The sequence below is a fragment of the Desertimonas flava genome (assembly GCF_003426815.1).
Lineage (GTDB): Bacteria > Actinomycetota > Acidimicrobiia > Acidimicrobiales > Ilumatobacteraceae > Desertimonas > Desertimonas flava.
The window spans coordinates 12,944-36,518 of the sequence record NZ_QKYK01000003.1; the positions used below are offsets into that span (position 1 = coordinate 12,944).

The 23,575-nt window shown below is 66.5% G+C and carries 23 protein-coding genes and 2 pseudogenes; 12 read left to right on the top strand and 13 right to left on the bottom strand.

The genetic code is table 11. The features are described 5' to 3' along the window. The first annotated feature begins 148 nt into the window (after positions 1-148). The 3 genes from DN771_RS04665 to DN771_RS04675 all read left to right on the top strand — a co-directional run bounded on the left by DN771_RS04665 (position 149) and on the right by DN771_RS04675 (position 3,135). Complete coding sequence (locus tag DN771_RS04665) at positions 149-1,186, top strand: tyrosine-type recombinase/integrase (RefSeq protein WP_116996190.1); 1,038 nt, start codon at positions 149-151, stop codon at positions 1,184-1,186. A gap of 94 nt (positions 1,187-1,280) precedes the next feature. After that, entirely contained in the window at positions 1,281-2,240 is a 960-nt protein-coding gene (locus tag DN771_RS04670; RefSeq protein WP_162941533.1) for a tyrosine-type recombinase/integrase, read from the top strand. Positions 2,241-2,343: 103 nt separating this feature from the next. Continuing rightward, positions 2,344-3,135 (top strand): hypothetical protein, encoded by a 792-nt coding sequence (locus tag DN771_RS04675; RefSeq protein ID WP_116996192.1) that lies wholly within the window; start codon positions 2,344-2,346, stop codon positions 3,133-3,135. Here DN771_RS04675 and DN771_RS04680 read toward each other — a convergent pair. From DN771_RS04680 to DN771_RS04715, 8 genes are all read right to left on the bottom strand, one after another. After that, complete coding sequence (locus DN771_RS04680; RefSeq protein ID WP_116996193.1) at positions 3,069-3,941, bottom strand: serine/threonine-protein kinase; 873 nt, start codon at positions 3,939-3,941, stop codon at positions 3,069-3,071. The genes DN771_RS04675 and DN771_RS04680 overlap by 67 nt on opposite strands. Further along, positions 3,938-4,351 (bottom strand): hypothetical protein, encoded by a 414-nt coding sequence (locus tag DN771_RS04685; protein WP_162941534.1) that lies wholly within the window; start codon positions 4,349-4,351, stop codon positions 3,938-3,940. The genes DN771_RS04680 and DN771_RS04685 overlap by 4 nt, the downstream gene beginning before the upstream one ends. A gap of 158 nt (positions 4,352-4,509) precedes the next feature. Further along, positions 4,510-5,142, bottom strand: coding sequence for a hypothetical protein (locus DN771_RS04690; protein ID WP_162941535.1), 633 nt, complete (start codon positions 5,140-5,142; stop codon positions 4,510-4,512). A 464-nt stretch (positions 5,143-5,606) separates the two neighbouring features. After that, positions 5,607-7,229, bottom strand: coding sequence for a hypothetical protein (locus tag DN771_RS29195; RefSeq protein ID WP_162941536.1), 1,623 nt, complete (start codon positions 7,227-7,229; stop codon positions 5,607-5,609). Between the two features lie 205 nt (positions 7,230-7,434). Then, positions 7,435-7,602, bottom strand: coding sequence for a plasmid mobilization protein (locus DN771_RS30825; RefSeq protein ID WP_420810920.1), 168 nt, complete (start codon positions 7,600-7,602; stop codon positions 7,435-7,437). A 293-nt stretch (positions 7,603-7,895) separates the two neighbouring features. Then, the gene (locus tag DN771_RS04705) at positions 7,896-8,618 is read right to left on the bottom strand and encodes a recombinase family protein (protein ID WP_205528430.1); all 723 of its coding nucleotides are present in this window, start codon (positions 8,616-8,618) and stop codon (positions 7,896-7,898) included. Between the two features lie 45 nt (positions 8,619-8,663). Continuing rightward, positions 8,664-9,086 carry a hypothetical protein gene (locus DN771_RS04710; RefSeq protein WP_162941538.1) on the bottom strand — a complete coding sequence of 141 codons (423 nt, stop codon included), beginning with the start codon at positions 9,084-9,086 and terminating at the stop codon, positions 8,664-8,666. Positions 9,087-9,606: 520 nt separating this feature from the next. After that, positions 9,607-9,807: a hypothetical protein gene (locus tag DN771_RS04715; RefSeq protein ID WP_116996200.1), complete on the bottom strand. Its 201-nt coding sequence runs from the start codon at positions 9,805-9,807 to the stop codon at positions 9,607-9,609. A gap of 169 nt (positions 9,808-9,976) precedes the next feature. On the opposite strand from DN771_RS04715, the gene DN771_RS04720 reads away from it, so the two are divergent. From DN771_RS04720 to DN771_RS04745, 5 genes are all read left to right on the top strand, one after another. Next, on the top strand, positions 9,977-10,897 hold the full coding sequence (locus DN771_RS04720; RefSeq protein ID WP_116996201.1) for a hypothetical protein: 921 nt from the start codon (positions 9,977-9,979) through the stop codon (positions 10,895-10,897). Positions 10,898-11,373: 476 nt separating this feature from the next. Then, positions 11,374-11,574: a hypothetical protein gene (locus DN771_RS04730; RefSeq protein ID WP_116996203.1), complete on the top strand. Its 201-nt coding sequence runs from the start codon at positions 11,374-11,376 to the stop codon at positions 11,572-11,574. 198 nt (positions 11,575-11,772) lie between these two features. Beyond that, positions 11,773-12,636 carry a hypothetical protein gene (locus DN771_RS04735; protein WP_191912108.1) on the top strand — a complete coding sequence of 288 codons (864 nt, stop codon included), beginning with the start codon at positions 11,773-11,775 and terminating at the stop codon, positions 12,634-12,636. Between the two features lie 147 nt (positions 12,637-12,783). Beyond that, positions 12,784-13,416, top strand: coding sequence for a trypsin-like peptidase domain-containing protein (locus DN771_RS04740; protein ID WP_162941539.1), 633 nt, complete (start codon positions 12,784-12,786; stop codon positions 13,414-13,416). 207 nt (positions 13,417-13,623) lie between these two features. Further along, entirely contained in the window at positions 13,624-13,803 is a 180-nt protein-coding gene (locus tag DN771_RS04745; RefSeq protein WP_116996206.1) for a hypothetical protein, read from the top strand. Positions 13,804-13,908: 105 nt separating this feature from the next. Here the strand turns inward: DN771_RS04745 and DN771_RS29205 are convergent, their stop codons facing one another. Next, positions 13,909-14,724 (bottom strand): hypothetical protein, encoded by an 816-nt coding sequence (locus DN771_RS29205; protein ID WP_162941540.1) that lies wholly within the window; start codon positions 14,722-14,724, stop codon positions 13,909-13,911. A gap of 283 nt (positions 14,725-15,007) precedes the next feature. Beyond that, positions 15,008-15,286 carry a hypothetical protein gene (locus DN771_RS04750; protein ID WP_116996207.1) on the bottom strand — a complete coding sequence of 93 codons (279 nt, stop codon included), beginning with the start codon at positions 15,284-15,286 and terminating at the stop codon, positions 15,008-15,010. Between the two features lie 94 nt (positions 15,287-15,380). Between DN771_RS04750 and DN771_RS04755 the strand changes: the two genes are divergently transcribed. The 3 genes and pseudogenes from DN771_RS04755 (at position 15,381) to DN771_RS04765 (ending at position 19,194) form a co-directional block, all read left to right on the top strand. Further along, on the top strand, positions 15,381-16,421 hold the full coding sequence (locus DN771_RS04755; RefSeq protein ID WP_162941541.1) for a M48 family metallopeptidase: 1,041 nt from the start codon (positions 15,381-15,383) through the stop codon (positions 16,419-16,421). Between the two features lie 62 nt (positions 16,422-16,483). Then, a pseudogene (locus DN771_RS04760) lies at positions 16,484-17,743 on the top strand (acyl-CoA dehydrogenase family protein); the annotation flags it as partial. 143 nt (positions 17,744-17,886) lie between these two features. Then, positions 17,887-19,194: a phosphotransferase gene (locus tag DN771_RS04765; RefSeq protein WP_116996210.1), complete on the top strand. Its 1,308-nt coding sequence runs from the start codon at positions 17,887-17,889 to the stop codon at positions 19,192-19,194. 88 nt (positions 19,195-19,282) lie between these two features. On the opposite strand, the pseudogene DN771_RS04770 reads toward DN771_RS04765, so the two are convergent. The 3 genes and pseudogenes from DN771_RS04770 to msrB all read right to left on the bottom strand — a co-directional run. Beyond that, positions 19,283-21,178: pseudogene (locus tag DN771_RS04770) on the bottom strand (carboxyl transferase domain-containing protein); the annotation flags it as partial. Between the two features lie 11 nt (positions 21,179-21,189). Then, positions 21,190-22,125, bottom strand: a complete 936-nt coding sequence (locus DN771_RS04775; RefSeq protein ID WP_116996212.1) for a UDP-glucuronic acid decarboxylase family protein — start codon at positions 22,123-22,125, stop codon at positions 21,190-21,192. A gap of 124 nt (positions 22,126-22,249) precedes the next feature. Beyond that, entirely contained in the window at positions 22,250-22,642 is a 393-nt protein-coding gene (msrB, locus tag DN771_RS04780; RefSeq protein ID WP_116996213.1) for a peptide-methionine (R)-S-oxide reductase MsrB, read from the bottom strand. A gap of 92 nt (positions 22,643-22,734) precedes the next feature. Here msrB and DN771_RS04785 point away from each other — a divergent pair, with 92 nt between their 5' ends. Next, entirely contained in the window at positions 22,735-23,565 is an 831-nt protein-coding gene (locus DN771_RS04785; protein WP_116996214.1) for an EamA family transporter, read from the top strand. The last annotated feature ends 10 nt before the right edge of the window (positions 23,566-23,575 follow it).

A 23,575-nucleotide genomic window follows, 5' to 3' on the forward strand; every position in this document is an offset into this window, starting at 1 on the left:
TGACCTGGCACTTTGCCGTCGAGGCTGACTAGCAGTCGGCTTCAGGCCAGGAGCTGACGGCCTAGCTACCGCCCAGGCCGCCAACTCCGAACTGCACACATATGCACACAGTCCCCGACTCCTCGCCTCCCGTCGAAAGGGAGCCGAGATGGCATCAATCCAGCAACGAACGAACGGCCGATGGGCCGTCCGGTGGCGTGACCTTGAGGGCCGCCAGCGATGGAGGACCTTCCCCACGAAGGCTGAAGCCGAGACGTTCGCCACCACGATGACTGGGGCCACGTCGTCAACCACGACAACGGCTCCGGTCGGCTTCTCGACGTACGTCGCAGCCTGGAAGAGACGACAGCTCTGGAAGCCAGGGACTACGGCAGGAGTCGAAAGCCGGCTACGTCGCCACATCCTTCCGGTCTTCAGTGACATGCCAATCGATGAGATAGCTCGGGCCGACGTCCAACAGTTCGTCGTGGATCTCACGGCCGTGTACGAGCCGTCAACGGTGCGAACGACGGTGGCCTTCCTCGCAGCCATCTTCAGCGAGGCTCAGCGAGATGGGCTCATAGCCCACTCCCCTGCCACGAGGATCCGACTTCCGAGGCTCGTGCGGCGAGCCGAAGCGATCCCGTCTGTGGCCCAGGTGCGGGAGATGCGGGCGGCGATGCCGGCCCGAATGCAGATCCTCATCGACCTTGCCGCCGGCTCAGGTGTCCGACTGGGCGAAGCTCTCGCAGTTGGGATGGACCGAATCGACACCGAGCGACTGACCCTGACGGTCGATCGACAAGTCGTCCCTGGCGGTGCCGTCCGGGCACCGAAGACCCACACGAGTATCCGATCCATCCCTATCCCGGCCTGGCTCGTCTGCCGTATGCAGTCGCACGTCGAAGAGTTCGGCCGTGAGAGCCCGCTGGTAGTCGACAGTCGGACGGTGGTGCACCAGGCGTTGCAGACCTCAGCTCGGGCAGCAGGGCTGCCACCACGCACCGGCCTCCACGCCCTCAGGCACTTCTACGCCTCGCTGCTGATCCGCAGCGGGCTGTCCGTGAAAGTCGTACAGGCTCGGCTGGGTCACGCAACGGCTGCCGAGACACTCGACACCTACGGACATTTGTGGCCCGACGACGGCGACCGGACGAGAGCAGCACTCGACTTCCTCGGCCTGCCCGCCACGATGGGCCAGCTTTGAGGTAATTTAACCCTGGTATGAGACTGTCTCTTTACTGTGATTAGCATGGTCGAATGTCTCGCTTTTATCGAAGTTTGCGTGTACCGTCGGCTCCGTGACCTACGGACGATCCGCCACCAGCAAAGTCTCGCTCGGCGTCGCCACTGCTCTCTATGCGTCTGAATCTGGTCGTGTTCGAACGCTGAAGAGCGTGAACACCATGCTCAAGACGATGCGACGCCTTGAGCGCATGTATCCGGAGAATGTCGCCGTCTCAGACTTCACCCCACAGCACTTGGCGCAGTTCTGTCTCTCGGGTAGCAACCCGGCTCCCTCGACCATCAAGCAGCGACGGGCATGGTGTCGTTCGACCTTCGCCTGGTTCAAGTACAGGGACCTGATCGACATCGATCCGGCGGCCGATCTGCTCTATCTCGTGACTACCGGATCCGGCGTCCGACGCCTCGGCACCTGGTTGACGGCCGAGCAGATCCGCCAGGCATACAACGCCTTCGACCCGACTTCCCCGATCCAGCTGCGCAACCGGCTCATGTTTCTGGTAGGTGTGATGACTGGCCTTCGGGCAGGGGAACTTGTCAGTTTGAGGTGGGATTCATTCGGCCCGGACATGGCGACCGCCGTAGTGACGAGGAAAGGTGGCGGGCAAGGTGAAATACACCTTGCACCGCAGCTTCAACACGAGCTTGTCAACTGGCGCCAAACAGCACCTTCCGATGCATCAACGGTTTTCCCATCTTTCAAGTCGCTCTGGGCTCCAGACATCGGCAAACGGGTGATCACAGCACTATGGGACCAGCCCGTCACGGAGGCCGTGATGACGACGATGTGTCGGGAGGTGTCAGACCGGCTGCGTGTCAACGTGACGCCGCACGATCTGCGAAGGACTTTCGCCGACCTCTTCTACGAGCAGGCCGCAAGATCCGGCCAGGACCCGCTGAGGGCAACACAGGAAGCTCTCGGTCATCGGAACATTGCCACCACGCAGCGCTATCTGGCGTCCAATCCGAATCGAACCAAAGCCGCCATGAGCGAGTTTCGACTGGCCTTGTCGTGAGTTGCCAAATCCCTCTTGCCTGCAGCCGCATTGATGCGAGACTTGAGACCGGTCCCAGCCCCCTGGGGTGGCGGGTGGTGCGGACCGAGGGGAGGGGTTTGTGGTGAACGAGTTCACGATCGTCGCTCGACGGTCGGGTGGGAATCTGGTCCAGCTCGCCTATCTGCCGTTCTACGGCGTGATCCGGGCGAGGGGCATGGGCGGAGACCGATGGCATGCCGACATCAAGATCTCGGCGGGTGTCCGGCTATCTGGCTCGACTCTGACGGTCGGTTCCGAGGCGTTCGACATCGATCGCAGTTACACCGGCAATCAACAGCTCCAACTGTTCGTCGAGGCCCTGCGAAGGGGTGCCGTTGTCCGTGGCTCTCTGGAAGCCGCACCCGAGGCGGCCAGGGCTCTCCGGACTCCACTCGCACCACCGTCGCCGTCGCCGGTCCAACGAACCGTGCCACCGCCCAGTCCATCTCTGCGGCCAACGGCTGCCACCAGCAGCATGGCCGCCTCACAGGTTTGGGGCGCCCTGTGTGCCGGCGCCGTCGTAGTGGCCGTGTTCCTTCCGTGGTACCGGGCGTCCGGGCCGTTTGGGCTGAGCACCTCGATCGTTGGCTCCGACATCTCCGGGCTGTGGGGAGGTTGGGCCACCGGTATTGCCGCCGTCATTGGCGGACTCGTGCTGCTCGCTGACAAGGCGGCCGGAGCAACACTCGGCAGCATCGCTGCCCTTGCCTGCATCGGCGTGGCCCTCAGGAACCTGATCCAGTACCGAGATGTGGCGAGGGACATCCTGGCCGGAACCGGTGTCGACATCCAGGCCGGTCCTGGGCTCTACGTGACGTTGATCGGAGCTGTGGCTCTCGGGATCTCCGCACTGGTGACCGGCTCGCAGGCCTGACCGTCCGACGCCGCAAGCGGTTGCAGGATGTCGACGATTTCTCCGAGCGTTGGCCGGCATTCAGGCTTGCGGTCCAGCGTCCGATGAACGAGTGAGACGAGCCCGGCCGGGAGGTCCGGCCGGATCTCGCTCAGGTCTGGAGGATCTCGCCACAGCCTCTCAATCAACAGGTCGTACACCTTGCGGTCCTGGAACGGCGGACCGCCTGTGAGGGCCTCGAAAAGGGTGCACCCGAGCGAGTAGACGTCAGCGGGTTCTTCGAGCGGCTCGAACTCGACCCGTTCGGGCGCCACCTCCCAGAAGTCGCAGAACAGTCCTTCGTCGGGATTGTCGGCCACCTCCCCGATTGGGCTCGACTGGTTGAAATCGAGCAGGACGGCCCGGCCGTGCTCGGTGACCATGATGTTGCCCGGCTTGACGGACAGATGAAGGCGACCGGTGTGATGGGTGGCCTCCAGTGCCCTCGCCACATCCGAGCCGATGCCCGCCACGGCCGGCACGTCAAGGGCTCCGGGAGATTCGACGATCGAGGCAAGCAGTCGTCCTTCGATGCATTCCATCGACATGGCCGGCCGACCTCTGCGATCGAACGTCTCGAAGACTTTCGGGACGTTCGGGTGGTTGATGTCGCCGAGCACGGCAGCTTCCGCTTCGAAGCGGCGCCGAGCGTGCTCCTCGTCGAAGTCGAGTCTGGCCCATTTGACAGCAACCGTCCCGCCGGTCTCGGTGTCGACCGCCTTCCAGACGAAAGCTGTGCCGCCGTAGCCGACGAGGTGCAGGAGCCGGTAGCGGTCCTCCGGGGTCATACGGTCGGCACCGTGCCCGAACCCAGCAGGAGGCAACCAGAGCCGTCCCACGGCCTCGTAGCCGTGTCTCCGGCGATCGAAGCCCGCAGGTCGACGGCTGGGTTGGCCAGCTGCCTGAAGTCCGACAGGTTGAAGAGGAGCTTGCCTTTCGCACCACCGGACGAACCCAGCCGATCGAGGCGAGCCTTGGGTGCGACCGCCAGCTCATCGAGCCTGGCGAGGAACCAGCGTCCGGTGACTCGATCCTCAAGGACGTAGTAAGTGAGCAGGAAGCCCGGCGTTGACGGCCCGGCCATGCCTTTCCGAAATGACAGCTCGTCGAGGACGAACAAGTCCGCCTCGGGCACGTCAGGACGATGCATCGTCCACCGGGGACCGAGCGGCTGGAGCTTCGACTTCACTTCGATCACGAGACCGGGCATCCACAGGTCGAGGTGATCGAACGAGTCGAGGTTGTCGACAAGGCGGGGCGAGGCAAGCCACTGCTTCACCTGCTTCTCAGCGACCGATGCCTTCGCTCGGTCCGTCTCCCGTTGCTCCCTCGTTCGTCCGTACCTTTCCGGCGCTGTCACGACGCCTGCCGGACGTACCGGTCGGCAACGTCGTTGGCCGTCGTGCCGGACGCATCGAGCGGCCGGCTGGACAGCTCGTTCAATGCCTGCAGGAAGTCGGCCCGGACCACGTAGCCGGCGCCCGTCTTCTCAGCGATGCCGGGCACGCCTTCGGATCCGAGCAACACGTCCCGGTTGCCGTAGAAGACCTTGCGGCCGACACCAGCCGCACGACACCACGCCGAGACTGAGGGCTGGGGCTCTCGGTAGACGGCGTTGATCAGCGGGAGCGTGCGGACGAACGCCTTGGCGTACCTCGCAGAGTGGTGCCCGACCTCTGGGCCAGCTGGGGCTTCACCCCGGACACGCTCTCTCAGCTCCTGCCGGAACCTGAGGAACTCAAGGTGACGGTCCGGGTATCTCGACACGGACGGGCCTGGCCTTTCCAGCACCTTGGCTGCGAGCCGTTGGGCTGCCGGCCAGTGAGCGTTGAGGGTCCGCAGGGCGTCGATGTCACCCTTGAACACCTTCCAGTCTTCGTACGAGGCGAGGAACGTGCTGACTGTTCGCATGTCGCCATGTCCGGTGTTCCTGAACGAGCCCAGTGAGCCCTCAAGCCACTTGAGCGGCGAGTGAGCGGGCCGGTCCATCGGCACGGTTTTCGCTTTCGGGTGCCCGGTTCGGCGGTGACAACAGGAGGTAACCTGCGCTCGGGACTCGGGGTGTAGGATGAGGTGAAGAGAAATTGTGGTGGCAGGTCCGGTCGAGAGGCCGGACCTGTTCGCCGGCCTCATTGACTTGCCTGCTCGGTAATCGAGCGCTGGATAAGCCGCCGTACGAATCGACTGATGGTCGAGTCGTCGGCTTGGGCCAGCCGTTCCAGTTGGGCCCTTTCTCCCGGCCGTATCCAAACTCGGATGGCCTCCGACGTTCGCTGGTCTGTTTGCACTGCCTGTCTCCTGACTAGAGGGATAGGACCGCCTCGGGTCCATAGAGGCCCCCTGCGGTGGCAGGCGTGAACACAGCCATCAGCGAATATTTCTCAGATATCCCCTGCTAGATGGATGGGAATTTTCTTGTGTTGAGGGCAGGGGTGTCAGCGTCGTGCGGCTCGTCACCAGCCGGACACGAGCAGCTGCTCGGCGTCCTCTTCCCGGTCGTGCGGCCATGGTTCGACTGAGGCCCAGCGATGTTCTATGACCTCGCCCGTCTCTGGGTCGACGACGCCGAGGATCCCTCGGCCTGGCCGGTCGTCAGGGAGGTTCAGCCGGCTGCGACAACGGCCGCAGCACCAGGACTCCGGTTCGGTGAGTCCGTCACACGAGCTGCACCCCCTGAACACCTCGCCGGTAGATCGGTCGACGTATCGGACGTCGCATCCATCGATTTCCATCTCCAACGTGGAGTCGATTCGGAGGGCGTCCAGATCCAGCAGAACGGCACCGTTCGTGCCGATGATCTTCCCGTTGGTGAACGGTCCGTCGCATGGCCTCAGAGGCGCCTGTGTGGCCGTGTGCGAGGCGGCAGCACGGTCAGCCGACTGTGGAGCCGGGGACGTGCTCGGTGGACTCTGAGGCCCGTCAGGAAAGGTGTCGGATCCGTCCGATTCTTGAGCCCATTCGCCTTCCGTACCGAGGCGTTGCGTCCAGGACTCACGCTCCCGTTCGATCTGGGCATCACGGCGACGGTGACGCTCTAGCGGCGTCACCTCACCGATGGCTGCGATCTGGTCGAGGACGTCCGGAAGGTTGGGCACGGGTCGGTACGTTTGCCCTTCTTTGACAAGGACGGCTGGCCAGTCTTCCGTTCTAAGCATCTGCTTCGCCATCCTGTGGAAGGTGGGCTTCGAGACTTTGGCTCCGGCCTGGATCTGTTGTGCTGTCCGAGCCTCGGGCTCTGCCAGCAGAAACGTCAGGATTGCTTGGCCGGACTTGCCGAGTGCCGTCCGGTGGAACGCCGGGTGCCCTTGAAGAGTCTCATAAGGACCACACTGCATACTAAGCCTAGAGACCGGGGAGACAGTGGAAGGAGGAGGGCCGGCCGAAGCAGGGCTTCGGTCCGGGGAATCCTGGTCTTGCCAGGCCGTGATCTTTGGGGCATGGACTGGGCATCTGATCAGGTAGGAGGGTGCGAAAGCACCTCTTGCTGGTCTGGTCTGCTTCAGGTAACCGAGCGCCTGGAGCCTTCCGAGCGACAGGCGTATGGCTCTGCTCCGGTATCCGCTCGCCATCTCCAGCTGCCGGATCGACACGGGGAGTTCGATCGACGGCCGGTTGAGCGTGTGGGCCAGACGGATCACGGTCTCGAGAATCTGGCGGTCGGTTTGGCGGTCCAGGTCGGCGGAAGCTTGGGCGGCTTCCAGGTATTCGACTGTCTGGCCGACCGTGAGGGTCGGCCGATCGGCTACGACTTCGTTGGCCAGCCGTTGGGCGAGGGTCTGGCGAGGCCGTTTGCCTGTTCTTCGTGCCGTGACCGCAGCCCTCAGCTCGGCGGCCGAGCCGTCGCCTTCGAGCTGGTCGAAGCGTTCGTCGCACCAGCGGTCGACTGCTCGGGTGTCAGCTCCGAGGTACAGCATCCAGCGGGCGGCGTTGAGCGTCGCCTTCCCGTGTGCCCCGTGGTCGGTGTCATCGAGTCGTCTCGACACGCACGGTGGCAGCAGGAAGGTCGGGTGCTCGTTCTCGACGAGCCGTGTCGGCTCGGCGTCAGGCGACGGTGTGTCGCTGCTCTCAGTTGTCATGGTGCCGGGGCCGGTGAGACGTGAGTGCGATGAGAGGCGGTTCCCCGGAGCCATGGGCAACAGCCAAGGCTCCGTGAGCGATCACCCGATCGTCGGCCAGCGTCGGCCGGACGGATGCGAGCTGGCGAAGCGTCGAGAGGCGGTCCCTCGGAACCAGGAGTCGAATGCACTGGTGATCCGGCCGGTGTCCGGTGACGTCCTGACGTCATGCGGATGGCGTTGCTTCGGCCAGGTGGGCGCCGACAAGGCGCCGAACCAGACCGGCCTGTGTCAGTCCTGCCGATTCGGCAGCCTGGCGGAGCTCTTGTCGTTCGTCCTCGGTGAACCGAATGAGGATCGGCCGGTCCTTGAGTTGCCGTTCTGCTGTGGTCATGTCGTCACCTTCCGGGTTGAGGAACCGATATCGATCAGTCCCCCTTGTACGGCGGCAACGGCCGGGACACAGAAGCACCCGAAAGAAGTCTGAGGAGCAGGACCAGAGCGACCTCAGTCGGCACCTGCGGCAACTGCCATGCACCCGATCAGGGCAGCCCAACGGGACGCACGGCCCTAGCACTCGCTCGCCGGCCGATACTGTTCCCCAAACTGTTACCGACAGTTACATCTAGCAGGCTGAACGGGCATCTCAGGACACACGAACGTCGTTCTCTCGGCGTTCCCGAACGTCTAGGTGTCGGCCGCTCTCGCCTTGAGAGCCTGGTGGACCGTAGAGCCGTGCCACGCCTTGCCTGCACCGCTCAGAATGCCTTCGGCGTTCAGTGTCTCGGCTATCTGTCGGTACGTCATCCCTGCCTCTCGAAGCGTCGTCAGCCGTTCCATCGTGGAGTCTGGGATCATCCGGGGACGCCCGAGCTTCACGCCTTGAGCTCTCAGCTCGGCCAGTGCGTCCTTGGTTCTCTGCCCGATAAGCCGTCGTTCGAACTGGGCGAACGTGGCCAACACGGACGCCATCAGCTCTCCCTGCGGTGTCGACGTGTCGACTCCGAGGTCTAGAGCTATGAGTGTCCAGCCGTCCCGTCGTGACCGTTCCATCAGGCCGGCGAAGTCGAGCAGGGATCTGCTCAGACGGTCGAGCTTCGAGACGATCAGGCCATCAGCCTGACCGGACTCGACAGCCTCTAGCGCCATCGCTAGGCCTGGTCTGTTTGCAAGCGTCCGTGCCGATGCTGCGTCCTCGTAGACAGCCACGAGCCTGACGCCTCGCCGGTCGCACTCGTCACGGATAGCCGCCCGCTGTGCGTCTAGGCCGAGACCCGACGAGCACTGTTCAGCCGTCGAGACCCGGACATAGCCGACGAGGGCCGAGGAATCTCCCCGACCCTCGGTCGTTCTTGGTTTCATTTGGTTGAGGTTCCTTTCGGGCCGGCCCGCAACTCGGGCCGGCGTCATGTTTCACGATCCTGGACGATCCAGGGTCGGCTTTCCAGGGTTCGGTCAGGCGGCGTCGGGCAGCAGCTCACGTACGAGTTGCACCGTGTACTCGACGTACTGGCTGGACAGACCGATGGTGTCGGCCACTCGGGACGGGCGACGCCCGTCGATCACGACCATGTCGTAGATCTCCTTCTGGCCGTTGGTGATCGAGGAACACGCATGGGCTCGCTCCCGATGTCCGAAGAGGGCGAGATCGACGGCGTGGGCCACGTCGTTCCGATGCACGTCGTAGGCGAGGGCCGTTTGATCGATCGTCCACCCTCGCACCACAACGGCGTCGACCAGCTCGGCCTGCTCGTCGTCGAGGATGACGTCGTCGAACGAACTCGGGCGGTAGCCGACTCGGGCGGCCACCTCGATGAAAGACTCGAGCAGCGTCTCGCTGTCGATGTCGCTGTGCTGGGATGTAGTGAAAGTAGGCATAGGGCTATTTCAATACAAGACGGTGAACAGAGTCAAGAGAAATCTTGAAAACGGTCGTATACAGGACAGACCGGTCCTTTGGCCGGGCTGGATCCCTGCCCGATGGCAAGGTGCGACAGCCGAGCGTCGGGGCAGCAACGGCCTACCCGGCAAGCCGCTCCGACCGAAGCCCCGTCGAGCAGCCCGAGCGTCCAGCGTGTTCCGGCCGCCCCACGGCCGAGACGCCTGCACGACCATGGCCAGTCCCGTAGCCAGGCTCCGCTCCCTCTTGGGTGTTCCTTATGTCAGGCACTCCCGGGCCGTCGACGACGGCCGTCCTCTATCGAGCGACCTGGCCAGGCCCGCCCGACACGGCCAGCTGTCTGCCCCGCCGACACGGGCGAGGGCTCACGGGACCGAACGAAATGAAGGGGGTATGGGGGGTCCGAGGATCTGGGCGGGACCAGGAAGAGGGGGGTTGATAAAGGACGGTGGATAGATATAAGGAAGGGTCGCTCAGACCGTAGAGAACAGACATTTCTCAGTAGTGCATCGAGGGCAGGACGGCCAGCGCCTGGCCCGGTGTCCGATGCTCAGCCAGCTTCCGTCTGGCGGTGTCGAGGGCTTCCGCATCGAGCGGGCATGGCATGCCGTTGTCAGCGGCTTCGATCGCCCGGTACTCGTCGAGGGTCAGAGCGTGGTCTTCGGGGCGGAGCTTCTTGGTGGCGGTTGCGGTCTTCACGACCGACCCCCGGGGTCCGTCTCGTCGGCCGTGGGGGTCATGGTGTCCGGCAAGTTGCCGGAAGCTGCACGCCCCAGGAGATCCCGTTGCTGTCCTCTCGCTTTCCCACCGCCCCCGGTGACCCGACTCGCCCGTCTCTGCCGAGCGCCACGACCGACAGGCCCAGCCGATGACCAGCACCGTCACCGTGGCGATGGGCGATCTGGTCGACCGGGCACTCCAAGAGATCCAGGCGTACAACGAGGTCGGCAGGGCCGTGGTCCGCACCGAGGCCTGGGGGCCGACCGACACCACCTGCACGCTGTCCAGCCCGGAGTCCGTGAACGTCTCGGACGTCATCGAGTTCGGCAACGAACTCGTGCTGGTCTCAGGCAAGTCCAGCGACCCGACCCCGATCTTCACGGTGTCTCGTGGGTACTACGGCACCACCGCACAGTCGCACAACTCCAACGATCCCGGCTTGGTGAACCCTCAGTGGAACCGCCAGCGTGTCGCCGGGGCCGTCAAGCGTTCGTTCGCCCGGATGGAAGCACTCGGCATCCGGCTGGTTCTGACGGAGACGCTGGCAGCGATCTCCGATCCCGGCGCCACCGTCGAGAGTTGGCCACGCCAGATCCTTGAGGTTCCGGCTGGTACCCGGTCGGTGCTCTCGGTGAAGCAGGACTTGTATGAGATCCCGAACTGGGAGTTCCTCGGCAACGTCGACAGCACCATCCACACCTCGGGCAGGATCGTTCGAATGCCTCGGGGCGTGGCCGAAGGCGACGAGTTCCAGGTGACCTACCGAATGCCGTACCGATGGTCCAGTCACCCGGACGAGCCGACTGAGGCGGCCACGATCCAGATCCCCGAAGGAGCCGAGGACGTTCCGCCCGCCTATGCAGCAGCGTGGCTCTCGTCTCGGCGGGAGATCTCTCGAATGGAGATCGACCGGCTGACTGAGTGGCAGCAGGGCGAGGCTCAACGAGGCGGGGTGTCGACGAGTGCACAGCGTGCCCTGTGGCAGGAGGTGTACCGACTCATCGACGAAGCCTCTCGTCTCGAACCGGAACCGAACCGACGCCCGCTCGTGCGGCGGGCACGGAGGTAGCTATGACCGATCGTGCTCAGTCCGGATCCGATAGCCGATCGCCTTCCCGGTTCACCGATGAGCTGATCACGTACCTCCGTCCGGAAGATGGAGCGGCCATCCGGGCGCTTGCCGAGCGGGAAGGGCTCAACGTGTCGGCTGCGATCAGACGGATCCTCGTCCGACACCTTCGGGGCGAGGTCGACCACACGGCACTTGCTCAGTCTCGGTCCTTCGAATAGCGTTCGAAGACTGTCGGATCGTCGGGCGGCATCGTCGGCGGGGCGGTGCGAGGCTCTGCCCCCGTCCCGCCGGCACCTTCTCGTCAGGGCGGCACCGAGCACTGGCTACGGTTGTTGGCACCGCTGTCGTCTACTCCACCGGGTGGCTGACGGCGGCTAGCCGGCGGGGGCCATCACCCAAGGCCCTGCCGGCACGTGCCCGGTGGACGGTCAACTACTCTCGGTCTGCGGTGGGCTGAACCGCAGGGGGATGGGATGACCGCAGACAACAGCGGCAAGCGTTGGAGTGCCGACGAGGTAGCCAGGCTCAAGGATCTGGCCAAAGAGAACACTCCAACTCGGGTGATCGGGCTCAAGCTCGGCCGGACGGAGGACGCCGTCCAGAGCAAGGCGAGCAGTGAGGGCATCAGCCTCAAGCCGACGAACCAGGCGCCGTACAACCGGCGGACGAAGTGAAGGGATTCGGGCGCAAGCCCAGCCTGAAACGTGCTCTCGGCATCACCAGCGCCAAGCGGAAGATTGCACGTGCCACGGGGATCCCGACCACGAAGTCGGGACGAAAGCGGAAGGTTCGTCGGACGTTCGGACTCCGCTGAGGCTCCCGCCGTGTCCCAACCGTGTCCACGGCACGACGCCGTCTAGCCTGCCGTTTCCATGGCTCGACCACCATTGTCGGTGCGGAGCAACGCCGACGAGCAGGCGGGTATCAACGCACTGCACGAGGGCGTCCCCGGATGGATGCGGCAGAGTGCTGCGGACTGGCTGCGGCCCCTCGTGTTCGACATGTCGACTTACAAGGCACGAACGGCAGACGTCTTGGCGGCAGAACGGTACCTGAAAGTTGAACTCGACCGCCCGAGCCAGAACAGCCTGATTCGTGAGGAACAGGCTGCGGAGAACCTGATTGGACTCCTGGCCGAACCCGACACCGGCCTCGACCTTCTTGACTATTTCCTAGGCGTCGTGGGTAGCCCCGAGCATTCCCTGGCTCTAGCCCTCAGAGTGATCCTTGAGGAGTCCGGCTCGGCATGGACGGTAGGTAGCGATGGCGAAGGACGAGCCTGTCTGGAGAAGCGTCTCGATGCCACGGTTGCTGCAGCCGCCCGGGCGACGATGGAGGGAGGGTCCCGTGAATCCGACTACCTCCGGATTGCCTGGAACTCTGCGTTCGGTCGGAACCCGAATCCATCAGAGGCGTACCGTAACGCTGTGCGGGCAGTCGAGGCGATCGCTCGCCCGGTCATCAGCCCAGACGACTCGCTGGCGACGATCGGGAAGATGGCGGCTGCACTGAAGGCCAAGCCCGAGAAGTGGACCACGACGCTCGGAGACGTCGGCCTGGTGGAAAGCATGTTGCGGGCACTTTCTGCGGGTCAGCACGACCGCCACGGAACGGACGATGAGACCACACCGCTCACTGTCTCGCAGGCCGAGGCTGAAGCGGCCGTCCACCTGGCGGTCACACTCGTGCAGTGGTTCCGGTCGGGCGTGATCCGTCGAGCCGACCCAGATGGCTAACGCAGTCGAGCGTTGCAGCCTCGACTGTCGCCGCTGGTGACGGACCGGCCACGCCCTGTCGGGCCCTTAGCCCTGACAAGCTGTTTGCGGGGGCTGCCAGACTCACCCGATCAGATTTGCTTTGCTCTGCCTGACCACGACGGCAACATGCAGCCACGATGTATATCCAACCTGAGAGACCCGACGAGCTTCCGCTTCGGTGAGCACCAACAACGCTCTGAAGGCGTCGACATCGTGATGCTTCCGATCGACCTCGCCGGACTGTCACCCGTCAATCCGGTCGACCTGGGCGCCATCGAGGTGCCGTTCAGATCTGTTGCGGGGGATGACGTCGCCATCGTCGGTTACCCGTTTCGAGATCCCCCACTCGACGGCCCGCTGCCAGTGTGGCGACGAGGTGGCGTTGCAACGGAGCCTGCATGGGCCTACGAGCCGGGACTTCCGTACTACTTCGTCGACGGAGCTGGAGGACCCGGGATGTCGGGCTCACCCGTGTACGAAGCCGAGATAGTTCCCGGATTCGAGGTCAGCCCGGACGTCGCCGCAGCGATGGAACGTCTTCACGCCGGAGAAACCGAAGGCGACGAGTCCGAGATTCTCCGCTCCACGGCGGATTGGCGAAGCACGACCGTCACGGACTATCGCCTCATCGGCGTCTACGCCGGTCGCACCGGACTGCCGGATGATGCCCCGCAGAGTCTTGGGCGGGTTTGGCACGTGCAAGCAGTACTCGACCTGCTGGAAGACGCCGTCGAGGCGGGTCACCCGTACCCGGAGTGATCGGATGATCGTTGACCGGCCCTGCGACAATGGCACCTACGCCGTGACATCGAGCCGTCGTGTGGCAGATTCTCACTACAATTGTCGATGGTCGCCCATACGTAGAGAACAACCTTCGGCGGAAGGCCTTCAGGCGGCTGGCCCGGCGCCCGATTGGAGGAGTTGCTTGATCGGAAACACGCCCGAGGTGACTAACTGACTTAAGCGATGGCCGGCACGATCCTCGTGCTGGTCGTCGGGCTGACTCTCCGGTTTCTGTACTTCGTTGCGATGCTGGCTACCGCCTCCGTGCTGGCCAGGTGCAACGGGCAGAAGGTCCGAAAGGTCAGTGTGTCGCTCACCCAGGGATTCACCGCCGAGTTCTACTCAGAGCGGGAACAAACCTAGAAAGCAGATGGCCGCCCAAGCACGGAGACTATGCACCGGGCGGCCATCTTGCATGTCGGGGGGCGGGTGCCCGAATGTGTCGAGGTGGTGTGGCGGGTGCCGACCTCAGCCCCAGAGGTCTTCGGGCGGGCCAGTCAGCGTCTCCCCGAGGGCGTAGTAGGTCCTCCGTGCCCGGTTGACCGTTACGCCTATCGGTGTCGGCGAAGCGATCCATGAATGCGGTCGGCCGGGCTCCTGTTGGAAGGGTCGACCGTTGCCCGTGACAAAGACGTGGTCGACGTAGCGCCCGTGAAGGTCCCGTCCTGTGATCACCAGCATCAATCGTCCTCGATCGGTCTCTCCCCGAGAGGCTCGGAGAAACTCGGTCGTTGATGCGCCGGGCCACCATTCAAAACGCACGGAATCGCCGGGAGCGAGACTGACCTCACTGTCGACAACTTCGCCGTACCGAATCTCATCGACGAACGCTTCGGTAAAGCGAGCCTCACCGTCGAGACGCACCCGTGTCGTGGTCGTGCCCTCGTTGGTGATGTCGCCATCAAGCTTGAACCAGAGAGAACCTGGGGCCTCTTCGACGGCGTAGAACGGGAGATCAAGCTGGTCGAACTCCAGCTCCCACGGGCGAGGGTTATTGGCAAACAGACGCTCATAGGCGGAGCTGTAGTGCCAATCTTCGGTCGTGCGCTGGATCCTTACGGCTAGATGGGCGGAGCGGTCGTCGATTCGGGCCCGGCTCGCTTCGGCAACAGCCGCAAGCGCTCCATCGGCAGCCCGACTTGCCTCACGGACAGCCGATTCCGAAAGTCTCTCCGACTGCCTCGCACGGCGCATCGACAGAACGGCGATGATCACGGCTGCAATGGAGCCGGTGCCGGAAACCCACTCCCCCACAGAACCCCAGACCACGTCGCCAGCGAGCATCTTGACCAAGGATAGAGACTGCGAGTTGGGGTCTCCCCGCCATGACATGATGTGAACTAGGCCATGTCACCTGCTGGACAGCTGGGCCACCGCCTGCACACAACTGCACACCACTGGAGGAGCCGAGGTTTCGGGAAGCAGTACATGAGCCCTGATCAGAGGGCCTGCAGAACGCAGTAGCAGAACTACGTCTACAAGCCCTCGTCCAAGGATCAGTGGCTGACGATGTTCGGCAACTGAACCTCTCGGATCAGCACCGGATCAGCACCGGATCAGCACCGGATCAGCCCGTCGTCACGGGCCCGCCGACCTCGACCTCGCTGACATCGGTCTCGATGTCGGTCACCTGGACCTCGGACGACACGGTGGTTCCCAAGGTCACCTCGGAATCGACCGTCACCTCGGACTCGGTCGTGACGTCGGACGTCACCGTCTCGACCTCGGTCTCGTCCGGCGTGTCGTCGTCGTCCCCGCACGCCGCGAAGCCGGCAACCGAGACGATGCCGACCGCGACGATCGACGCGATCCGACGGGGGGACCTGGAGGCATGGTTGTGATGCATTTTCAGTCATTACCCTCGGTCGGCGCAGTCGATGCGCGCCTGCGTATTGATCTCGCCGCACGCAGGTGAGCGGGTCCTCTACTCTTCGGCGCCGATGCAGGAGCCCGAACGACTCGACTCACTCGATCACCGGAGGATGTGGGCCCGCCTGCGCGCCCCTGTGTGGGTGGTCGCCGGTGCCGTGTTCGCCGGCGGCGCAGCAGCGGGCGCCGGGCTCCTCATCCTCGGCGCCCTCGCCTACGGCTGGTCCCGTCTCCTCGATCGATCCATCCGCGACTTCCCCCTCTGGGGCTGGGCCGGGGAGGTGGCCGAGGTGCTCGGAGCTGCGGTCGGTCTCGTCATCGCCGGCACCATCGTGCTCTACGGACTGTTCGGGGCACCGGCGAAGCTGCTCCACGAGATCGCGGCCCGGCCGCTGGACGATCGCCGCGGCTCGGACCTCGACGAGGTGGCTGCGACGCGGTTCCGCAACGTCGCCGAGGAGCTCTCGCTCGGCCTCGGCGTCGACGCTCCCCGGCTGGCCCTGATCGACGACCCGGCACCCAACGCCCTCTCGGTGCGTCAGTGGAGCCGACGCACCCTGGTGGCCACGACCGGACTGATGCGGCTCCCCCGCGACGAGGTCGAAGCCGTGCTCGCCCACGAGATGGCACACCTACACGCCCACGACGCCCGCTGGATCACCGCCGCCGAGTCGTCGGTCGCCAGCGCCCACCGGATCACCGGGCTCATCGCCGGCCTCGGCGGCCTGGTCGCAGGCCTCGGCCTCTATCTCGACCTGATCGTCTCGTTGATCGCCCTCGGCCTCCTCCTGGCCATCGTCGGTGGTCTGGGTCGTGTCCTCGTGGGGCGGGCCATGGCGAGCATCCGGCGGGAGAGCGACGAGCTCGCCGACGTCGCGGCGATCCTCCTGGCGCGCAACCCGGAATCGCTCGGCAACGTGTGTGCCCGGCTCGTGCACGACCGATCCGAGGTCGCCGTCCGTCCCGAACGGGCGCGCCTGCTGTGGTTCAAGCTGGTCAGCGACGACAGCGTCTCGGCTGCGGGTGCCGCTCGTGAGCTCGAGACCCGTGCCGACGCTGCGTATCGCGAGGCCAGGCTGGCGCGCCCGCCGCTGTCGCCCTCGACGACCTGACGAGAGGGCGGCACCGTCGTCCGACTCCGATCCACGCGGCCGGGCGCGTCAACATGGCCGCCATGGATTTCGACCTGCCCGAGGAGCTGACGGCGTACCTCGCCGAGCTCGACGACTTCATCGAACGTGAGATCAAGCCGCTCGAGGAGGCCGACGACAACATTCGCTTCTTCGATCATCGGCGCGAGTACGAGCGGACCGACTGGGATCGCGGCGGGGTGCCTCGCGAGGAGTGGGAGGCGCTGCTCGGAGAGGCCAAGCGTCGTGCCGACGCCGCCGGCCACTACCGCTACCCGTTCCCCGCCCAGTTCGGCGGCCGTGATGGCACGAACCTCGGCATGGCTGTCATTCGCGAGCACCTCGCGGCGAAAGGGCTCGGCCTGCACTGTGACCTGCAGAACGAGCACGCCATCGTCGGCAACAACGTCGGGCTGCTGCTGATGCTCGCGTACGGCACCGACGAGCAGAAGACGCAGTGGGTCGACGACCTTGCCGCCGGCCGGAGCGGATTCGCGTTCGGCATCACCGAGCCTGATCACGGCTCCGACGCCACGTACATGGAGACCCGCGCCGTCCGCGACGGCGACGAGTGGGTGATCAACGGCGAGAAGACGTTCAACACCGGCGTGCACAAGGCGCCCTACGACCTGATCATGGCGCGCACGAGCGGCGAGGACGGCGACGGCGAGGGGATCACCGCGTTCCTGGTGCCGACCGACGCGCCCGGGTTCACGATCGACGAGTACCTGTGGACGTTCAACATGCCCACCGATCACGCCCATGTGACGCTGCGTGACGTCCGGGTGCCGCACTCGTCGATCTTCGGCGGCGAGGGCCGCGGGCTGCAAGTGGTGCAGCACTTCTTCAACGAGAATCGCATCCGCCAGGCGGCCTCGAGCCTCGGCGCCGCGCAGTACTGCATCGACGAGTCGGTGAAGTACGCCAAGGAGCGCCGCCCGTTCGGCAAGGCGCTGGCGTCCAACCAGGCGATCCAGTTCCCCCTCGTCGAGCTCCAGGCCGAAGCCGAGATGCTGCGTGCCCTCATCCACAAGACGGCGTGGATGATGGACACCTACGGCGCCTTCTCGGTGTCGGACAAGGTGTCGATCTGCAACTACCGCGCCAACCAGCTGTGCTGCAACGCCGCCGACTTCGCCATCCAGGTCCACGGCGGCATGGGCTACACCCGCTACAAGCCGTTCGAGCACATCTACCGCCACCACCGCCGCTACCGCATCACCGAGGGCTCCGACGAGATCCAGAAGCGCCGCATCGCCGGCTACATGTTCGGCTTCATGAGCCAGCGCGCGCCCAAGGGCGTCCGCGAGGACGCCGCCGACGGTGCGAGCGCCAGCGAGCCCGGCGGCGATGGGGCGCGAGCGCAGCGAGCGGGGGCGCAGCCCCCGAGCGGCAAGGGCGTCCGCGAGACCAGTGCTCAGGCCGAGACGGCCCCCGTCGGCGGACGATGACCGACGAGCTCGCGACCGAGCTGGCGTCTGCGCTCGCGTCCGCCCTGTCCACATCGCTGGGCGCCGTCACCGTCACCGAACTGCGCCGCCTGTCGGGCGGCGCGTCGCGTGAAACGTGGTCGTTCGACGCCATCGCGACCGACGGAACCCGCCACGAACTGATCCTGCGCCGTGACCCGCCCGGCCGGCCCGGCGAGCAGGGATCGATGGGCCGCGAGGCGCGCTCGATCGACGCTGCAGCCGGCGCCGGCCTCGCGGTGCCCGAGGTCCTCATCGCCGACGACGGCACGTCGCTGTGGGGCGCCGCCGGGCTCGTGATGCGCCGCGTCCCCGGTCAGACGCTCGCCCCGCACATCTTGCGCGACGACGATTTCGCCCACGCCCGCAGCGTGCTGGTGCGCCAGTGCGGCGAGTTCCTCGCCGGACTCCACGCCCTCGGTCCCGACGCCGTCGGCGGACTGGCGACCGTCGATGCCCTCGACGGGCTTCGCCAACGACTCGCCGACACCGCCGACATCGGCACGAGCGCCACGTTCGACATGGCGCTGGCCTGGCTCGACGCCCACCGCCCGCCTCCCCGCCCCGTCACCCTCCTCCACGGCGACTTCCGGCTCGGCAACCTCATCGTCGACGCCGACGGCCTGCGCGCCGTGCTCGACTGGGAGCTCGTCCACCTCGGCGAACCGGGCGACGACCTCGGCTGGATCTGCACCAAGGCGTGGCGGTTCGGCTCCCGGCTCCCCGCCGCCGGTGTCGGCCAACGCGACGAACTGCTCGACGCCTACCGCGCCGCCGGAGGTGTCGACATCAGCCTCGACGAGCTGCAGTGGTGGGAGGTGCTCAACACGCTCAAGTGGGGGGCGATGTGCCAGACGATGGCCTCCGCCCACCTCAACGGCGCCGAGCGATCGATCGAGCTGGCCGCCATCGGCCGCCGCGTCTGCGAACAGGAATGGGATCTGCTGCTCCTGCTCGCCCCCGACGCGGCCGCCGCGGCACGAGAGGGCCAGGTGGAGGCCGTAGGCACCGTCGAGCCCAACGGCCACGGACGACCGACCGCCGCCGACCTCGTCGAGGCCCTCGGCGAGTTCCTCACCGGCGACGTGATGGCCGCCACCACCGACCGGGTGCGGTTCCACGCCCGCGTCGCCGCCAACGTCGCCGCCATGGTGCGCCGCGAGATCGAGCTCGGCCCACCGCCGCCGCTCGGCCCGCCCGGCAGCGAGGTCGATCTCGACGCCCTCGCCCGCCACGTCGCCCACAAGGTCGCCGTCGCCAACCCCAAGCACCTCCACCGCACCTGACCACCCGCGACCCACCCGAGTGTTGAACGCCCCGACGGGGGGCGCCCGACACTCGGGCGCGCTTCAACACTCGGATGGGTGGGGGTGGTCACCAGGTGTCGACGTTGGGGCGCTTCTTGCCCGAGCGCGAGGTGGGCGGCGGGGCGGCGTCGAGCAGCGCGGCGAGGTGGCGGCGCGTGTCGGCGGGGTCGATCACGTCGTCGATCTCGAAGTACGAGGCCACGCTGATGCCCTTGCCCACCTCGTAGTGCTTGGCGACGAGCGACTGGAAGAGCTCCTCGCGGGAGCCGCCGTCGGGAGCGGCGTCGAGCTCGCGGCGATAGCCGAGGCGCACGGCACCTTCGAGCCCCATGCCACCGAACTCGCTCGTCGGCCACCCGAGGCAGGCGATCGGCGCTTTCGTCGATCCGCCCATCATCGCCATCGCGCCGAGCCCGTAGGCCTTGCGGAGCACCACGGTCACCCGCGGCACGGTCATGTTGGCGCCGGTGACGAACAGCCGGTTGCAGTGCCTCACCAGCGCCGTCTCCTCGACATCGGGCCCGACCATCATCCCCGGCGTGTCGCACAGGGTGACGAGCGGCAGGTCGAAGGCGTCGCACAGCTGCATGAACCGGGCCGCCTTGTCGGATCCCGGGGTGTCGATCGCCCCGCCGAGGTGCATCGGGTTGTTGGCCAGCACGCCGACGGGGCGACCCTCGATGCGGGCGAGTGCCGTGACGATGCCCACGCCGAAGTCCCGCCGCAGCTCGAGGACCGATCCCCCGTCGAAGAGCAGGTCGAGTGCCCGCCGGATGTCGTAGACGCGCAGGCGGTCGGCCGGCACGACGTCGCGCAGGAGGGTCTGATCGGCGGCGGTCCACGACGACGTCCGGCCCTGGAAGTACGACAGGTACTGCTTGGCCAGGCGGACGGCGTCGGTCTCGTCGGCGGCGACGATGTCGACCACCCCGTTGGCGCGTTGCACGCCGATCGGCCCGACCGCGGTCGGCGGGTACACGCCCAGCCCACCGCCTTCGATCATCGCCGGCCCGCCCATGCCGATGTTGGAGTCCTCGGTGGCGATCACCACGTCGCAGCAGCCGAGCAAGGCGGCGTTGCCGGCGAAGCAGTAGCCGGCATTGACCCCCACGAGCGGCACGAGGCCCGACAGCTCGGCGAAGAGTCCGAACGCCAGGCAGTCGAGGCCCGTCGGGCCGGGGGTCTCGGTGTCGCCGGGCCGGCCACCGCCGCCTTCGGTGAACAGAACGAAGGGCAGGCGGAGCTCGGCGGCCAGTTCGAAGAGACGGTCCTTCTTGCGGTGGTTGATCGTCCCCTGGGTGCCGGCGAGCACGGTGTAGTCGTACGACGCCACGGCGACCTGGCGGGCGTGCCCGTCGAAGAGGTCGCCGTTGACCGTGCCGATGCCGCCGACGAGCCCGTCGGCCGGCGTGTTGGCGATCAGGTCGTCGATGCTCCGGCGGCGGCGTTGGGCGGCGATCGCCAGGGCCCCGTACTCGACGAACGACCCGTCGTCGCAGAGATCGGCGATGTTCTCGCGGGCGGTGCGGCGGCCCCGCTTGCGCCGCGACGCCACGGCGTCGGGTCGGGCGGCGTCGAGGCCCGTGCGGTGCCGTTCGATCGTCTCGGCGAGATCGGCGCGCAACGACGGATCGACGGTGGGCACTTCGGCGACCGAGGAGCTGGTTTCGCCTGAACCAGACCCGCCGCCCGTCGAGACAGCGCGGCCAGATGGGGTGCTGGGGCCATGCGCGTCGACCGCGAGGGGGTCGACGACGATCACGGCATCGCCGCTGGCGACGGTGGCCCCCACCGCCGTGAGCACGGCCGTGACCACGCCCGCGGCATCGGCGCGGACCTCGTGATGCATCTTCATCGACTCGACGAGGGCGACCAGGGCACCCGTCGCGATGTCGTCGCCCGGCGCGACGAGCAACGACACGATCGTCCCCTGCAGCGGGCTGACGACGTGGGTCCCGTTGACCGATGCGCCGCTCACGACAGCACCGTCCGGAAGTACTCGGCGGTGCGTTCCAATCCCTCGCGCAGCTCGACGGTGGGCGCCCAACCGAGCAGCTCCCGGGCCTTGGTGATGTCGGGCTGGCGCTGCGCCGGATCGTCGACCGGCAATGGCAGGTAGGTCAGCTCGGACGTCGAGCCGGTGACCTCGATCGCCATCTCGGCCAATTGCCCGATGGTGTACTCGGCGGGGTTGCCGATGTTCACCGGCGTCGTGACGTCAGAGTCGAGCAGGGCGAGGAAGCCGCGGATCTCGTCGTCGACGAACGTGAACGACCGGGTCTGCTCGCCGCTGCCGAAGATCGTGATCGGCTCGCCGCGCAGGGCCTGCACGAGGAAGTTGGAGACCGCCCGGCCATCGTCCGGGCGCATCTGCGGCCCGTACGTGTTGAAGATGCGCACGATCCGCACGTCGAGTCCGTGGACCCGGTGGTAGGCGGTGGTCATCGCCTCGGCGTAGCGCTTGGCCTCGTCGTAGACGCCGCGGGGCCCGATCGGGTTGACGTTGCCCCAGTACGTCTCGGGCTGCGGGTGCACGAGCGGATCGCCGTACACCTCCGACGTGGACGCGAGGAAGAACTTGGCGCCCTTGGCCTTGGCGAGCCCGAGGCCGTTGTGCGTGCCCAGTCCGCCCACCTTGAGGATCTGGATGGGGATGCGCTCGAAGTCGACCGGCGACGCCGGGCTGGCCAGGTGCATCACGGCGTCCACGTGGCCGGGCACCCACAGGTAGTTGCTCACGTCGTGCTCGACGAACGTGAAGCCGGACCGACCGAACAGCGCCTCGACGTTGCCCACCGATCCGGTGATGAAGTTGTCGATCGCCACGACCTGGTCGCCCCGATCGAGCAATGCCCGGCAGAGATGGGATCCGAGGAACCCGGCTCCACCGGTTACGACAACACGCGCCATGGCGGTGAGCGTAGGCGGTCTCCCCTCCGAGCGGCCGGACCGGGCTGGCCCCATCCGAGTGTTGAACGCCCCGACGGGGGTCCTACGACACTCCGGTGCGCTTCAACACTCGGATGGGTCGCCGTTACGACGTCTCGAGGTCGAGGGCGAGGCTGTTCATGCAGTAGCGCAGGCCCGTCGGCGCCGGACCGTCGGGGAACAGGTGGCCGAGGTGGGAGCCGCACGTGCGGCAGCGCACCTCGGTACGCACCATCCCGTGGCTGCGGTCCTCGACGAGCTCGACGGCATCGGCCTCCTTCGTGTCGTAGAAGCTCGGCCATCCGCTCCCCGACTCGAACTTGGTGGACGAGTCGAAGAGCTCGGCGCCGCACGCCGCGCAGTGGAACGTGCCGTCGTCGTGGTTGTCGACGTACTTGCCGCTCCATGGCCGTTCGGTCCCGGCCTGGCGCAGGACCTGGTACTGCTCGGGCGTGAGGACCTCACGCCACTCCTCGTCGGTGCGTTCGATCTCGGGCATGACAACGACGCTACTGGCGGCGCAACGGCGCCGCTCCGTGGCCTGACGGCCAGGCCGCAGCCACCACCGACACGGCCACCTACATTGGCGCCGTGTTCCGAGCGACGGTGCTGGCCCTCGTCGCCGCAGTGCTGCACGCCGGCTGGAACCTCGTGGCCAAGCGCAGCAGGGACCGCTTCATCGCCCTGTGGGGTCAGTTCGCCGCCGCCGGATCGATCGGGGCGATCGTCATCGGCGTGCAACGTGACCTGCCCGCGGCGGCCTGGGGGTGGGCAGCGATCTGCGGTGCCGTGCACCTGCCGTACGTCGTCGGACTGGCCCGGGCCTACGACCACGGCGACTTCTCGACCGTCTACCCCATCGTCCGCGGCAGCGGCGCCCTGCTCGCCGGGATCGGCGGGATCGTGGTGCTCGACGACCGCCTCGACGCGCTGACGTTCGCGGCGGTCGTCGTCGTCGCCATCGGCATCTGCGTGCTGGCGACCGGCCACGGCCCGCTCGCGCCGGCGATCGGCTGGGCGCTGGTCGTCGGGATGTCGATCGGGGTGTACACCGTCAACGACAGCCACGCGTCGCGGACGCTGGACACCGACCTCTACCCGTTCGCCGTGTTCGTCGCGACCGGGATCGCCGTGACGGGGTACGGCATCGCCGCCGGCCGGGGTCGGACGATGGCCATCGCGGCGCGAGAGGAGTGGCGCAAGTTCCTCGCCACCGGGACGTGCACGGCGGTGACCTACCTGCTGGTGCTGGTGGCCGTCCGCTCGGCGCCGGTCGGCTACGTCGCCGCGTTGCGTGAGTCGAGCGTGGTGATCGCCGCCTTCCTCGGCTCGCGAGTGCTCGCCGAGGAGGACGCCCGGCGGCGGACGGTGGCCGCGGCCGTGATCCTCGCCGGTCTCATCCTGCTCGTGTCGACGGGATGAGACCGGGGAC

Coding starts and splice junctions, on each gene's coding strand:
- DN771_RS04665 (WP_116996190.1), top strand. CDS start 149: ATGGCATCAATCCAGCAACGAACGAACGGCCGATGGGCCGTCCGGTGG.
- DN771_RS04680 (WP_116996193.1), bottom strand. CDS start 3,941: ATGACCCCGGAGGACCGCTACCGGCTCCTGCACCTCGTCGGCTACGGC.
- DN771_RS04690 (WP_162941535.1), bottom strand. CDS start 5,142: ATGGACCGGCCCGCTCACTCGCCGCTCAAGTGGCTTGAGGGCTCACTG.
- DN771_RS29195 (WP_162941536.1), bottom strand. CDS start 7,229: ATGACAACTGAGAGCAGCGACACACCGTCGCCTGACGCCGAGCCGACA.
- DN771_RS30825 (WP_420810920.1), bottom strand. CDS start 7,602: ATGACCACAGCAGAACGGCAACTCAAGGACCGGCCGATCCTCATTCGG.
- DN771_RS04705 (WP_205528430.1), bottom strand. CDS start 8,618: ATGACGCCGGCCCGAGTTGCGGGCCGGCCCGAAAGGAACCTCAACCAA.
- DN771_RS04710 (WP_162941538.1), bottom strand. CDS start 9,086: ATGCCTACTTTCACTACATCCCAGCACAGCGACATCGACAGCGAGACG.
- DN771_RS04720 (WP_116996201.1), top strand. CDS start 9,977: ATGACCAGCACCGTCACCGTGGCGATGGGCGATCTGGTCGACCGGGCA.
- DN771_RS04730 (WP_116996203.1), top strand. CDS start 11,374: ATGACCGCAGACAACAGCGGCAAGCGTTGGAGTGCCGACGAGGTAGCC.
- DN771_RS04735 (WP_191912108.1), top strand. CDS start 11,773: ATGGCTCGACCACCATTGTCGGTGCGGAGCAACGCCGACGAGCAGGCG.
- DN771_RS04740 (WP_162941539.1), top strand. CDS start 12,784: ATGCAGCCACGATGTATATCCAACCTGAGAGACCCGACGAGCTTCCGC.
- DN771_RS04745 (WP_116996206.1), top strand. CDS start 13,624: ATGGCCGGCACGATCCTCGTGCTGGTCGTCGGGCTGACTCTCCGGTTT.
- DN771_RS29205 (WP_162941540.1), bottom strand. CDS start 14,724: ATGCTCGCTGGCGACGTGGTCTGGGGTTCTGTGGGGGAGTGGGTTTCC.
- DN771_RS04750 (WP_116996207.1), bottom strand. CDS start 15,286: ATGCATCACAACCATGCCTCCAGGTCCCCCCGTCGGATCGCGTCGATC.
- DN771_RS04755 (WP_162941541.1), top strand. CDS start 15,381: ATGCAGGAGCCCGAACGACTCGACTCACTCGATCACCGGAGGATGTGG.
- DN771_RS04765 (WP_116996210.1), top strand. CDS start 17,887: ATGACCGACGAGCTCGCGACCGAGCTGGCGTCTGCGCTCGCGTCCGCC.
- DN771_RS04775 (WP_116996212.1), bottom strand. CDS start 22,125: ATGGCGCGTGTTGTCGTAACCGGTGGAGCCGGGTTCCTCGGATCCCAT.
- msrB (WP_116996213.1), bottom strand. CDS start 22,642: ATGCCCGAGATCGAACGCACCGACGAGGAGTGGCGTGAGGTCCTCACG.